The sequence below is a fragment of the Citrobacter sp. MGH110 genome (assembly GCF_001037515.1).
Taxonomy (GTDB): Bacteria; Pseudomonadota; Gammaproteobacteria; order Enterobacterales; family Enterobacteriaceae; genus Citrobacter; species Citrobacter portucalensis.
The window spans coordinates 1854614-1868548 of sequence record NZ_KQ089830.1 but is presented as its reverse complement, the minus strand read 5'-3'; the positions used below and the strand labels follow the sequence as shown (position 1 = coordinate 1868548).

Annotated in this window: 13 protein-coding genes; 5 read left to right on the top strand and 8 right to left on the bottom strand. The window is 48.1% G+C overall.

Going from position 1 to position 13935, the window contains the following annotated elements:
- Positions 1–135: 135 nt before the first annotated feature.
- From mdoG to SK38_RS08985, 3 genes are all read left to right on the top strand, one after another.
- A complete protein-coding gene (gene mdoG / locus SK38_RS08995) occupies positions 136–1671 on the top strand; it encodes a glucans biosynthesis protein MdoG (protein WP_103014639.1) in 1536 nt (511 codons plus the stop codon).
- A complete protein-coding gene (gene mdoH, locus SK38_RS08990) occupies positions 1664–4192 on the top strand; it encodes a glucans biosynthesis glucosyltransferase MdoH (RefSeq protein ID WP_048235662.1) in 2529 nt (842 codons plus the stop codon). Before mdoG ends, mdoH begins: the two co-directional genes overlap by 8 nt.
- 76 nt (positions 4193–4268) lie before the next feature.
- Positions 4269–4496, top strand: a complete 228-nt coding sequence (locus tag SK38_RS08985) for a YceK/YidQ family lipoprotein (RefSeq protein WP_003832117.1) — start codon at positions 4269–4271, stop codon at positions 4494–4496.
- Here SK38_RS08985 and SK38_RS08980 read toward each other — a convergent pair whose 3' ends face one another.
- Positions 4497–4874: a MysB family protein gene (locus tag SK38_RS08980; protein WP_008784346.1), complete on the bottom strand. Its 378-nt coding sequence runs from the start codon at positions 4872–4874 to the stop codon at positions 4497–4499.
- 692 nt (positions 4875–5566) lie between these two features.
- Between SK38_RS08980 and SK38_RS08975 the strand changes: the two genes are divergently transcribed.
- On the top strand, positions 5567–6898 hold the full coding sequence (locus SK38_RS08975; protein ID WP_048236462.1) for a sensor domain-containing diguanylate cyclase: 1332 nt from the start codon (positions 5567–5569) through the stop codon (positions 6896–6898).
- A 63-nt stretch (positions 6899–6961) separates the two neighbouring features.
- Here the strand turns inward: SK38_RS08975 and mdtG are convergent, their stop codons facing one another.
- Both mdtG and SK38_RS08965 read right to left on the bottom strand, forming a co-directional pair.
- Complete coding sequence (mdtG, locus tag SK38_RS08970) at positions 6962–8182, bottom strand: multidrug efflux MFS transporter MdtG (protein WP_048235661.1); 1221 nt, start codon at positions 8180–8182, stop codon at positions 6962–6964.
- 155 nt (positions 8183–8337) lie between these two features.
- Positions 8338–9258, bottom strand: coding sequence for a Kdo(2)-lipid IV(A) acyltransferase (locus tag SK38_RS08965; protein WP_003036136.1), 921 nt, complete (start codon positions 9256–9258; stop codon positions 8338–8340).
- Between the two features lie 220 nt (positions 9259–9478).
- Here SK38_RS08965 and trhO point away from each other — a divergent pair, with 220 nt between their 5' ends.
- Positions 9479–10531: an oxygen-dependent tRNA uridine(34) hydroxylase TrhO gene (trhO, locus tag SK38_RS08960; RefSeq protein WP_048235660.1), complete on the top strand. Its 1053-nt coding sequence runs from the start codon at positions 9479–9481 to the stop codon at positions 10529–10531.
- 45 nt (positions 10532–10576) lie between these two features.
- On the opposite strand, the gene SK38_RS08955 is transcribed toward trhO, so the two are convergent.
- From SK38_RS08955 to bssS, 5 genes are all read right to left on the bottom strand, one after another.
- Complete coding sequence (locus SK38_RS08955) at positions 10577–11152, bottom strand: YceI family protein (RefSeq protein ID WP_003832130.1); 576 nt, start codon at positions 11150–11152, stop codon at positions 10577–10579.
- 1 nt (position 11153) lies between these two features.
- Positions 11154–11720, bottom strand: a complete 567-nt coding sequence (locus SK38_RS08950; protein WP_048235659.1) for a cytochrome b — start codon at positions 11718–11720, stop codon at positions 11154–11156.
- Positions 11721–11982: 262 nt separating this feature from the next.
- Positions 11983–12096 carry a YceO family protein gene (locus SK38_RS23880; RefSeq protein WP_003036148.1) on the bottom strand — a complete coding sequence of 38 codons (114 nt, stop codon included), beginning with the start codon at positions 12094–12096 and terminating at the stop codon, positions 11983–11985.
- A gap of 55 nt (positions 12097–12151) precedes the next feature.
- Entirely contained in the window at positions 12152–13267 is a 1116-nt protein-coding gene (solA, locus tag SK38_RS08945; protein ID WP_048235658.1) for an N-methyl-L-tryptophan oxidase, read from the bottom strand.
- Between the two features lie 114 nt (positions 13268–13381).
- Positions 13382–13636, bottom strand: coding sequence for a biofilm formation regulator BssS (gene bssS / locus SK38_RS08940; protein ID WP_003036154.1), 255 nt, complete (start codon positions 13634–13636; stop codon positions 13382–13384).
- Between the last annotated feature and the right edge of the window lie 299 nt (positions 13637–13935).

Here is a 13935-nt window from a genome sequence, read left to right as displayed (position 1 = left end):
CTTAAACCATGAGCCAGCGCGCGAACAATACAGGGATTCAGTTGTCGGAGTACCCGATTATCCATTAAAATGGATCGGATCAATATAAGCACACAAAGGGGGAAGTGCTTACTAATTATGAAACATAAACTACAAATGATGAAAATGCGTTGGTTGGGTGCAGCAGTCATGTTAACGCTGTATACATCATCGAGCTGGGCGTTCAGTATTGATGATGTTGCAAAACAAGCTCAATCCTTAGCCGGGAAAGGCTATGAGGCGCCAAAAAGTAACTTGCCCTCCGTTTTCCGCGACATGAAATATGCGGATTATCAACAGATCCAGTTCAATCGCGATAAAGCGTACTGGAGCAATCTCAAGACCCCATTTAAGCTCGAGTTCTACCACCAGGGTATGTACTTCGACACGCCGGTCAAAATCAACGAAGTTACCGCCACGGCGGTGAAAAGAATCAAATACAGCCCGGATTATTTTAATTTTGGCGATGTTCAGCATGATAAAGACACGGTAAAAGATCTCGGCTTCGCCGGGTTCAAAGTGCTGTATCCGATCAACAGCAAAGATAAAAACGATGAAATCGTCAGCATGCTCGGTGCCAGCTATTTTCGCGTTCTGGGTGCAGGTCAGGTCTACGGCCTGTCAGCGCGTGGCCTCGCGATTGATACCGCTCTGCCTTCTGGTGAAGAATTTCCCCGCTTCCGTGAGTTTTGGATCGAACGTCCGAAACCGACTGATAAACGTTTAACCATTTATGCTTTGCTGGATTCTCCGCGTGCAACCGGAGCGTATCGTTTTGTCATTATTCCAGGCCGTGACACGGTCGTGGATGTTCAGTCCAAAGTTTACCTGCGCGACAAAGTGGGCAAACTGGGTGTGGCACCGTTAACCAGTATGTTCCTGTTTGGACCGAACCAGCCGTCTCCGGCGACAAATTATCGTCCGGAACTGCATGATTCTAACGGTTTGTCTATCCATGCCGGCAACGGGGAGTGGATTTGGCGTCCGCTGAATAACCCGAAACATCTCGCGGTGAGCAGCTTCGCTATGGAAAACCCGCAAGGATTCGGACTGTTGCAGCGTGGCCGTCAGTTCTCGCGTTTTGAAGATATCGACGATCGTTACGATCTGCGCCCAAGCGCTTGGATCACGCCAAAAGGTGACTGGGGTAAAGGTAAGATTGAGTTAGTTGAAATCCCAACTAACGATGAAACGAACGATAACATCGTTGCGTACTGGACGCCGGATCAACTGCCTGAAGCGGGCAAAGAGATGAACTTCAAGTACACTTTGACGTTCACGCGTGATGAGGACAAGCTTCATGCGCCGGAAAGCGCCTGGGTACAGCAGACTCGTCGTTCTACCGGTGATGTAAAACAGTCCAACCTGATTCGTCAGCCTGACGGTACCATCGCGTTTGTGGTGGACTTTACCGGCACAGATATGAAAAAGCTGCCGCAGGATACCCCGGTTACCGCACAAACCAGTATTGGCGACAACGGTGAAATCGTTGAAAGCACTGTGCGCTATAACCCGGTATCTAAGGGTTGGCGTTTGATGCTGCGCGTGAAAGTGAAAGACGTGAAGAAAACCACTGAAATGCGTGCTGCCTTGGTCAATGCCGATCAGACGCTGAGTGAAACCTGGAGCTACCAGTTACCTGCCAATGAATAAGACAACTGAGTATATTGACGCAATGCCGCTTTCGGATATCGAGAAAGCGGCACTGCCGAAAACTGACATCCGCGCCGTTCATCAGGCGTTGGATGCCGAGCATCGTACTTACTCGCGCGAAGATGATTCACCGCAGGGTTCTGTGAAAGCTCGCCTTGAGCAAGCATGGCCGGATTCTTTGGCTAAAGAGCAGTTGGTTAAGGACGATGAGGGCCGCGATCAGCTGCAGGCGATGCCAAAAGCAACGCGTACCTCTATGTTCCCCGATCCCTGGCGTACCAACCCGGTTGGTCGTTTTTGGGATCGCTTGCGTGGGCGCGATGTGACGCCGCGTTATCTTTCGCGTTTGACGAAAGAAGAACAGGAAAGCGAGCAAAAATGGCGTACCGTAGGCACCATCCGCCGCTATACGCTGTTGATTCTAACGCTGGCGCAAACGGTCGTAGCAACCTGGTATATGAAGACGATCCTCCCGTATCAGGGGTGGGCATTTATTAATCCGGTAGACATGATGGGACAGAACTTGTGGGTCTCCTTTATGCAACTGCTGCCCTACATGCTGCAAACCGGAATTCTCATTTTGTTTGCCGTGCTTTTCTGTTGGGTGTCTGCGGGATTCTGGACCGCGCTGATGGGCTTCCTGCAACTGTTGATTGGACGAGATAAGTACAGTATCTCGGCCTCAACGGTCGGGGACGAACCGCTGAATCCCGAACACCGTACCGCGCTGATTATGCCTATCTGTAACGAGGACGTTGACCGCGTATTTGCGGGACTTCGCGCCACGTGGGAATCGGTCAAAGCAACGGGCAACGCCGAACATTTCGATGTTTATATCCTGAGCGACAGCTACAACCCTGATATCTGCGTGGCAGAACAAAAAGCGTGGATGGAGCTGATTGCTGAGGTGCAGGGCGAAGGGCAGATTTTCTACCGCCGTCGCCGTCGTCGCGTGAAGCGTAAAAGCGGCAACATTGATGACTTTTGTCGTCGCTGGGGAAATCAGTACAGCTACATGGTGGTGCTGGACGCTGACTCAGTGATGAGTGGTGACTGTCTGAGCGGCCTGGTGCGTCTGATGGAAGCGAATCCGAATGCCGGGATTATCCAGTCTTCACCGAAGGCTTCCGGTATGGATACGCTGTATGCGCGCTGCCAGCAGTTTGCGACCCGTGTTTACGGACCGCTGTTTACCGCCGGGCTTCACTTCTGGCAGTTAGGGGAATCACACTATTGGGGCCACAACGCAATTATCCGCGTGAAGCCATTTATCGAGCACTGTGCGCTCGCGCCGTTACCGGGCGAAGGCTCGTTTGCGGGATCGATCCTCTCCCATGACTTCGTGGAAGCGGCATTGATGCGTCGTGCTGGCTGGGGTGTGTGGATTGCTTACGATCTGCCGGGATCTTATGAAGAGCTGCCGCCGAACCTGCTGGATGAACTCAAGCGCGACCGCCGCTGGTGCCACGGTAACCTGATGAACTTCCGTTTGTTCCTGGTGAAAGGGATGCACCCGGTTCACCGTGCGGTATTCCTGACCGGTGTAATGTCCTATCTGTCTGCGCCGCTTTGGTTTATGTTCCTCGCGCTCTCTACCGCATTGCAGGTGGTGCATGCGTTGACGGAGCCGCAGTACTTCCTGCAACCGCGTCAGCTGTTCCCGGTTTGGCCGCAGTGGCGACCTGAACTGGCGATCGCGCTGTTTGCTTCAACGATGGTGCTGCTGTTCCTGCCGAAGCTGCTGAGTATTTTGCTCATCTGGTGTAAAGGGACGAAAGAGTACGGCGGGTTTATCCGCGTCACGCTGTCGCTACTGTTGGAAGTTCTGTTCTCCGTGTTGCTGGCGCCGGTGCGTATGTTGTTCCACACCGTCTTCGTCGTGAGTGCCTTCCTCGGTTGGGAAGTTGTGTGGAATTCGCCGCAGCGTGATGACGATTCGACCCCGTGGGGTGAAGCGTTTATGCGTCACGGTTCTCAGTTACTGCTGGGGCTGGTGTGGGCTGTGGGTATGGCCTGGCTGGATCTGCGTTTCCTGTTCTGGCTGGCACCGATTGTCTTCTCGCTGATCCTGTCACCGTTTGTTTCCGTGATTTCCAGCCGTTCCACGGTGGGGTTACGTACCAAGCGCTGGAAGCTGTTCCTGATCCCGGAAGAGTATTCTCCGCCGCAGGTGCTGGTGGATACCGATACTTATCTGGTGATGAACCGTAAACGTACGCTGGACGATGGCTTTATGCATGCGGTGTTTAATCCGTCGTTTAACGCACTGGCCACGGCCATGGCGACTGCACGCCACCGCGCCAGCAACGTGCTGGAGATTGCACGCGATCGTCATGTGGAACAGGCACTGAACGAAACGCCGGAGAAACTGAATCGCGATCGTCGCCTGGTGTTGTTGAGCGATCCGGTGACCATGGCGCGTTTACATTACCGTGTCTGGAATTCACCTGATAAGTATTCTTCATGGGTGAACTACTATCAGGGACTGACACTGAACCCGCTGGCGCTCAGGAAAAAATAAGCGTTCTGTAACGTGAAAATACCGGCCTAGTGCCGGTATTTTTTTATATTGAATAGAATGAGTCGTGAGGTAGCAGGTGCGAATATTGGCTGTAGGAATAATGATCTTCTTCCTGAGCGGATGCGGCAGCATTATTAGTCGTACCATCCCAGGGCAAGGACACGGAAACCAATACTATCCTGGCGTGCAATGGGATGTTAGGGACTCCGCATGGCGCTACGTCACTATCCTCGATCTGCCATTTTCGCTGGTGTTTGATACGTTGCTGCTGCCGCTCGACATACATCATGGACCTTACGAGTAATTATCGCTCATCCCATTCATCGGCTGCGGTCTGTCCCTCTTCAGTATCAAGGGGAGGTTCCAGCTGGAATTCACCTTCATCCCATTCGTGAAGCGTATTTTCTTCCTGCCACTCCTGGCGGATTTCAATTTCATCATAGTCGCCATCAAAAACGCTCTGGGCCGCTTCTCCGCTCAGGATTGGAAGACATTCACCATCTACATCATCCTCGTCAGCAAAGAATTCCGCCTGCCACATAATGTCGCCATCCTGTAGCACGTATTTTTGGACGCTTAGCTGTTGAACGCTGGCGTCGTCTGACTCAAGGTCAGGGTTATCAGCCAGAAACACTTCACGAGCTGCATCAATAGCCTCTTCCAACGTGGCATAAAAATTCATGTCATTCTTTGCCATATTTCTTCTCCTAAGGCGAACAATAAAGGGGGATGATTCAATCTATAGACGGCGATCCGCAGAGCGTCAAACCCGTTAGCTGCATGGCTCACTCAATCAGATGATTACTGCCTGCAATGCCTACGAGACTGGGGGAAAGTAACTTCGGTTGTTTATGAAAAAATTTACATTGGCAGATACTGAAGCCGACGTAATATCAGGAAAAAAATTCAAGAAAAAATAGTAATGTATGTGATTTGCAATGTAGTAATGAAAATCAAAAAATTAAAAAATGACGTTATATAAGGAAATCTTCAGGGTTGAACGTTATTTTTTATGTGTTTTAGAGAGGGAATCCGATCGCTTATGACGTAATATTTCATAACTTAATAAAAACAAAGAAGAAAATTAATGCCCAATACGGAAGTGTCGCAGGTGCAATCAATGAAAGTGGCTAAACTTAGTGGTGTCTCTGGTAGTGACAAAGTATCTTTTGTGTATGGGGGCTGTGAATGGTGTGAGTGATACTAAAATAGTATACATAATAAAATGTTATTAATGACAAAGGTTATAAATCTATAAGAAACCATTAAATAAGAAATGAATTAGTGTCATTGAATCTGTGCAGATATAATAGTTTGCAAAATCTTATGCTTTATTATATAAAATGCAAAATTAAGAGAGCCCTTAAGGTTGTTATGGATAACGGCAATTCAAATAATAGAAGGTTAATGGCTTTCTATATAATCTGTTTGGCTAGCTATGTTCTTGGTGGAGTGTGTCTTACACAATTTAAATTAACGATACAAAGTGTGCCGCAAACAGTATATCTGATTATAATTGTAGGGTTATTCTTTTTATATGGGATAATCTTCCTGTTTATGTTATTCCAGTATCTTTGTAGAAAAGATCTCACCTGCCTTATGATATTAGGTATGGCGTTTCTTGGGAATAACATATTTTTCATCGAGACTATCTACATCGTTCAGGACTTGATTAATGATTATGCCTCAATCGAAAAAAGAACTAACGATATAGCCATATTCTATTACTTTCGGCAGATTAGTTTCATTGCTCTGCTATTTGTTTCATTAAAATCTTATAAAGTATCCTCGACAGTTATTGAAACCAAAGAAAGAGAACCTTGCTATATCGTTCTGTCTTTTTTAATCATGCTTGTTATCGCGGTGGTGGCGCACGCTCTGGCCAGTTACAACCCTAATTTTACACTCGAGATCACAAGCCTGAAGCCTGATAATGTCACCGTGCACTGGCATATTGGGTACATTTATTCGCTTATTGTATCCTGGGGACTGGTCCTGTTGTATTTAATCATTAAAACCAGAACGCATAACATCTTGTGGAAAAGTATAGGGCTACTGTGTTGCTCAGCAATATTGACCAATGTACTACTTCTGAGCCTGGATGAATATAGCATGTATATTTGGTATGTAAGCCGGGGGATTGAGGTGATAAGTGCCCTGTGTATAATCTCAATACTGATGTACAACACCTTCATCATCTTAAAAAAAGAAACGGATTCAGCTATTAAAGACGCAATGACTAAAATATATAATCGTAAACTATTCTATAAGTCATTAAAATCATCATTAGCAAAAGGCACAGTATGTGTAATGGTTCTGGATATTGATAAATTCAAACGGATTAATGATACTTACGGTCATCAGGAAGGTGACAGAGTGATAATCAGCATTGTCGACATTGTCAATAAATCAATCAGAGATACGGATATTTTTGCCAGAGTAGGCGGCGAAGAATTTGCGATCCTTCTTAAGTGTAACGATAAAGATGAGGCAATTGTTGTTGCAGAGCGAATTAGGCGAAATGTAGAGAATGGTACGACAATACCAAATTCTTATGAGTTAAAAGAAAAAATGACGATAAGTATCGGTGTATATTGCAGCAAAATTGATGATGAATCAGCGGATAAAGTTGTTTCATACGCCGATGCCGCATTGTATGAAGCCAAAAATTCTGGCAGAAATAAGGTGTGTTACTATTATCATTAAGGTGAAATATACGCCGTGTAAGATAAGTTTATTATTCCGAACCGGCGAATACAAATACACAAATCATCCCACGACCTCTGTACTCCGACGACGGCGCAGGCTATTCCACGAGTACAGGGCGTTAAACAGTACGACGCCCGCGGTCACACAGAAAACGGCACGAAAACCGTAGTTGGCGGATATCGCTGCCCCCATTAGAGGTCCTGTTACGTTACCGATATCGCGAAATGACTGGTTATAACTGAAAATACGTCCAGCTATTTGATTGGTCGAGTTGTAAACCAGCAGCGTTTGTACCGCCGGGAGCAGAGCGCCGTCGGCCGCACCCAATAAAAAGCGCAGAACACCAAGCTGCAAGGGCGTATGGACAAATGACATTGGAATAAGCAGTAACACAGAAACGATCAGCGCGACGATCAGGATCTTCTCCGGGCCAATTCGATCGCCTAATTTGCCAAGTTTCGGGGCGCTGATTAATGCCGCAACGCCGGGGACAGAGGCTATCATCCCACTGATAAACGCAATATTGCTGACGTTGCCAGCCAACTCTCGAACGTACAGGGTCAGTATTGGCGCGATAGAACCGGTGGCTACCTGAATGATCAAAGTGGTGATAAACAGGCTCAGCACCAGTTTGGGGTTCTTTAAAGAGGCCACGACTTCACGAATGTGCAGCATCTCCTTCTTGCTCACCGGCTGGAAACGCTCGCGGATAAAAAATAGCGTCAGGATGAAGCAGACCAGCAGCACGCTGGCGGTGATGAAAAATACCGGGCGTAATCCGTACTGATCCGCGAGTAGCCCGCCAGCTAGCGGCCCGAGCAGTGCGCCACTAACGCCACCGGTTGAAAGCGTTCCCAGTGCCCAGCCGCTTTTATTGCGTGGAACCTGGGTGGCGATCAGTGCATTCGCATTGGGGATGAATCCACCAAGCAGCCCTAACAAGGCGCGCAGGATTAAGAACTGCCAGATATTTTGCGCCAGTCCCATCAGCAGCATCACAATTGCCATGCCCAACGCGGAACGCAGCAGCATGATTTTTCGTCCTTTGCGATCGGCAAGGCCACCCCAGAAAGGAGAGGCAATGGCTGAAAAGAGAAAGGTGATGCTGAAGACCAGGCCTGACCACATATTCAGGGCGCTATGACCCGTGACGCCGAGACTCTCGACGTAAAGAGGCAAAAAGGGCATGACCAGGCTAAATGCTGCTCCGGTTAAAAAACAACCTAACCAGGCAACGGTGAGGTTGCGTTTCCAGTTTATGGGGGCATCTGAGGGTGACATAGCGATCCGCAGTGTGATGCGCTGTTTGCGCTATCGATTGAATATAAGTAAGCAGGCTAATTATGCGCCTGGTTGATAGTTGCTGCAATGCGGATAGCAGTTAAACCTAAAACGGGTAGGGAGCGGGTTGCAGCCCACTGGGCTGCAACACTGCGTCAGTACAGAGAAGGGGAGCCTTCAGGACGCGTCTTGAAGCGACGATGCAGCCACATATACTGCTCTGGCGCCATCATTATGCATTGCTCAACAATTTTGTTCATCCACGCGGCTGTGGTTTCTGCGTCGTCCAACGGTGGTGAGCATTCTGGAGGCAACATAATCAATTGATACCCTTTACCGTCAGGTTTGCGGCGGGGAACAAACGGTACCAGGCAGGCATTGGACATGCGTGAAAGCATCCAGGTCCCTGAGGTTGTTGCGGCTTGTTCAACGGCAAAAAGTGGTACAAACACGCTGGCGCGAGGGCCGTAATCATGATCCGGCGCGTACCAGACCACTTCGCCCTTTTTCAAGGCTTTAATCATCCCTTTCAGGTCTTTACGATCGAGCATTGATTTATTCGAGCGCATGCGGCCCCAGGTTTGTAGCCAGTCCAGCAGCGGATTGTCATTAGGGCGATACACACCAATACCCGGCTCCTGCAAGCCAAACTGGCGCGCACCCAGTTCCAGAGTCAGAAAGTGCAGACCCACTAACAGAATCCCGCGTTTTTGCGCCTGAACATCACGGATATGTTCCATTCCGATCACTTCCGTCCAGCGCGAAATACGCTTATCGGACCAAAACCAGGCCATCCCGGTTTCCATTACGCCCATGCCTACTGATTCAAAGTTCTTGACGACCATCTGCTGGCGTTCCTGCTCACTCATCTGCGGGAAGCACAGTTCCAGATTTCGGGAAACAATTTTTGCCCGACGTTTCATCAAACGTAGCGCCAGTCGACCTAATGCACAGCCCAACTTAAAGAGGATGGGGTAGGGTAACTGCACGATTAACCAAAGGATGCCAATACCCAGCCAGGTTAACCAATAGCGTGGATGCAGTAACGCAGCCGAAAACTTGGGTAAATTCGTCATGTCTATCCTGTCTTCAAACGACCAATTCCCTGTATTGTCGCATTTTTTCGCGCGTATCAAAAATTTGTGACGGGAGAACGGTGATTAATTCCGCAATTGTTGTTGCGGTTTTATCGTGAAGTATGAAATGTAGCGTAAAATGTGTGGATGTAAATTGGCGATGTTTGCTTTATTATGCCGCCGATTTTCATTTATTCCTTATTTGCAGGATACGTACACCATGCCAGTGTTACACAACCGCATTTCGAACGACGCCCTCAAAGCCAAAATGCTGGCCGAGACCGAGCCGCGCACGACGATCTCATTCTATAAATATTTCACCATTGCCAATCCTCAGCACACGCGTGATGCGCTGTACCAGATGTTCACCGCATTGAACGTCTTCGGGCGAGTATATCTTGCCCATGAAGGAATTAACGCGCAAATCAGCGTACCGCAAAGCAACGTCGAGGCATTTCGCCAGCAGATCTATGCGTTTGATGCTGCATTGAAGGATTTACGTCTGAATATTGCGCTGGATGATGACGGTAAATCGTTCTGGGTACTGCGTATGAAAGTCCGCGAACGTATCGTGGCGGATAGTATTGACGATCCAGACTTTGACGCCAGCAACGTGGGGGATTATCTCAAGGCTGCAGAAGTAAATGCCATGCTGGACGATCCTGAAGCGGTATTCATTGATATGCGCAACCACTATGAATATGAGGTGGGTCATTTCGAGAATGCGCTGGAGATCCCGGCAGACACGTTCCGCGACCAGTTGCCGAAAGCTGTTGAAATGATGCAGGCGCATAAAGATAAAAAAATCGTGATGTACTGCACGGGTGGGATCCGTTGTGAGAAAGCCAGCGCCTGGATGAAACACAATGGATTTAGCAAAGTCTGGCACATTGAGGGAGGTATTATTGAGTATGCCCGCAAGGCGCGTGAACAGGGACTTCCGGTACGTTTTGTCGGTAAAAACTTTGTCTTTGATGAGCGTATGGGCGAAAGGATCTCTGAAGATGTTATCGCGCATTGCCATCAGTGCGGCACGGCGTGCGATAGCCATACTAATTGCAAAAATGATGGCTGCCATCTGTTGTTTATTCAGTGCCCGGCTTGTGCGCAGAAATATAAAGGCTGCTGTAGCGAGCTGTGTAGCGAAGAGAGTGAGTTGCCGGAAGAGGAACAACGGCGTCGTCGTGCGGGACGTGAAAATGGCAATAAAATCTTCAATAAATCACGCGGTCACCTGAATACCAAACTGGGTATTCCAGACCCTGCGCAATAACATGATGCCGGATGAGGGGCAGAACCTCATCCGGTAATTCATGCGTTACTTCTGCTGAACACCTTCCACTGAGATGATCAAATCGACTTCCTGCGATGCAGGTCCGAGATCGGTGGTGATGTTGAAATCCTTCAGCTTAATCTTACCTTGCGCTTCAAAACCAGCGCGCGTACCGCCCCAGGGATCGCCACCCTGACCGATGAGCTTCGCGTCCAGCGTAACCGGTTTAGTAACGCCGTTCAGGGTCAAATTACCGGTGATATCCAGGTCATTCCCCTCTTTTTTCACGCTGGTGGAGCTGAAGGTAGCCTGCGGGAATTTTGCCACGTTAAGGAAATCTGCACTGCGCAGATGCTTGTCGCGTTCGGCGTGATTAGTGTCAACGCTGTTGGTGTTGATGGTTACGTTAACCTTATCGGCTGCGGGATTTTTCTCATCAAAGGTAAACGTACCGTCGAAATCTTTGAAAGTGCCGTACAGCCAGCTGTAACCCAGATGCTGAATACGGAAATTAACAAAGGCATGCTGTCCTTCCTTGTCAATTTTGTAATCTGCCGCCACGGCCGACCCGGTGGTGAATAAAAGAGAAGCGAGTGTAAGTCCCAGCAGGTTTTTTTTCATTTTAAGCTCCATAGTCAGATGACGATTTTCCCAACATGCGATTGAGGGTATCGTCGTTATCAATAAAGTGATGTTTCAGGGCCATCAGTCCGTGTAGTAGGGATAAAATCACCACGGTCCACGCAAGCCACAGGTGCAAGCTACCGGCGAGGTCGGCCTGGGAACCCGCATTGGCCAGGGTGGCGGGAATGTCGAACCAGCCAAAGACGCTTATCGCTTTGCCATCTGCGGTGGAAATCAGATATCCGCTGATGACTATTGAAAAGAGCAGCAAATAAAGTACGAGGTGACCCATTGCCGCGGCGATACGGGTTAAACGGGAGTAGCTTGCCAACGCAGCAGGCGGAGGGGAGAACAACCGCCAGATAACGCGGATAACCAGTCCCATCATGAGTAGGATGCCGATGCTTTTATGCAGTTCGGGGGCCTGGTGATACCAGCCATCATAGTAGCTAAGCGTGACCATCCATAACCCCAACGCAAACATGCCATATACAGCAATCGCAACCAGCCAATGTAATGTGGCTGACACTACGCCATAGCGCTGTGGAGTATTATTGAATTGCATAAGCACACCGATTGATATTTCAGAAGTGAATGAAAATGGCGTGTAAAAGACATTAATGCAACTAATAAATAACAATAGTGATGATATTTATTTTTTGTTCAATAAAGTTGACTGATTGTTGAGGTAATCATCAAGGGATTAGTGCGAAAATATGTGGCGGGGCTTAGTCTATGGGATGTTATGGTTTTTGTTATTGTTCAGTTTATTGCAATGAAAATTAAGCTAGTCTCAATTTTTGTCAATTATTGTCAGCGCGCAGGAATCAGAAAAACATAATATATATTACATCCATAATGGCCAGCAGTGACCATAAAATAATGTAGAGCATAAGATGCTCGCGAATATTATTAACCAGATAGTGAAAGATACGGCGCATTGACGTTATTCCTGTCATTAAAAATGGCCTCACCAACGAGGCCATTCATTTATTATCACTTAAAACGGCTTAGCCTGAAGGGGGTCAGGTCAAATTCAGACGGTTTGTCCTGAGCGAAGTCTGCCGCAATCTCTCCCAGTACAGAAGCAAACTTAAAGCCATGTCCGCTCAGCCCGGTAATGATCAGCGTATTGTCATGTTCCGGCAGAGTATCAATTATAAAGTCTTCATCTGGTGAATTATCGTAAGTGCAGGATGCGCCGTGCAGGCAACAGCCAACGCCAGGCAGAATTGTGCGCAGGAATGGGAAGGCTTCAGAACCGTCGCTGGCTACAGCGGCAAATGGCTTACGCTCTTCTGCAGAGTGAATTACCTGTCCGCCATTGTGCTTACCAATTTTCAGCTCGTCGTTTTCAGCCGGGAAACCGTAGTATTGATCGCCATTTGGCAGTTCGCCGGTGAAGGCCGGGAAGTTATTCTTAACGCTGTAGCGCCCATCGGCCTGATACCAGGCGAACACTTTGCGCACAGGTTGTATCGGTAGTTCAGGGACTAAAGCCTGCACCCAGGTACCGGCGCTGATCACTGCTTTCTTCGCGAGGTAGTCACCGTCAACCGTTTCTACCGTGATGCCATCATCACCGTGATGAATTGCGCTGACCGGGCATTTAAACAGTTGCGCACAGCCTGCTTCTTCCGCCAGACGGATCCAGGTTTTAATTGCTAACTCACTGCGTAAAAAACCGGACTCCGCTTCAAACAGACCGATATAGTTGTCAGGTACGCGAATTTCCGGCCAGCGAGCCATGATGGCCGCTGCATCTAATTGTTCAACGTTAAGTTGCCACTGTTTTGCGCTTTGCGCTGCAGTTGCTAAGAAGGTTGACTCTGCCGGACCGAGGTTGATAACTCCGGAGCGAACAAAAATCGGTTCTTCATTATGGGTGGACAGTTCATCCCACAATGTTTGCGCACGTAGCACCAGCGGAACGTATTTTTCGCCTTCGCCATAAGCATGACGAATTAATCGAGTATCGCCGTGGTGGCTGCCCTGTTGATGTGGTGGCATATGCGCATCGATCATCAGAACCTTCAGACCGGCACGAGTGGCATAGTATCCAGCTGCGGCGCCTACCGAACCGCTGCCAATAATGATTAAGTCGTATTTCATCCGCTTCTCTCTGCAATCGCGATAGTAGAAGGGTAAATAACTGACCTGGAATATTCAACCTGGAAATAAGAAAGGCACCGCTAAGGTGCCTTTTGATGGTTGGATGTATCAGGTTTAATGTCGCTGATACTCATTTACCTGGTAATCGCCAGATTCAATTTTGGCGATTCCTGCTTCTAATATCGAAATAAATTGCCTGGCAACATCAGTGGTTAACCAGAGCGTTTGACCAACTTCAGTCCCATCCGGGTCAGGGCGGTTCGGGGTTTGGTAGTGCAAACGCAGCATCAGCGCATCGTAGCTATCAACAGTGCTGATGTCCCACCCTACAAGCGGATGAGTCTGAATGACTTCATTATTCTTTTCCATCATGCCCCCTAATTCGTGTTACTAGACAACGGTTTTCGAGGTTCAATGCGTTTTTTTCTGAAGCAACTTCAGTATATCAATAAATAAGGGTATTCATTGAAAATTTAAAGAGGGAAGGGCATAAATTTTTTGTTTTCAGCGTTATCTGACTAAGAAACCGACATGTTATTCATTTTTTTTTAGTATGTTGCACAATTATTTTGTTGTTTTGGTTAAAAGATAATCGGTGGGTTAATATTAAATTAAATGCTCGTCAGAAGAAATGCGCGATTGATTACAAGATAGCGTGTATAAAAAAG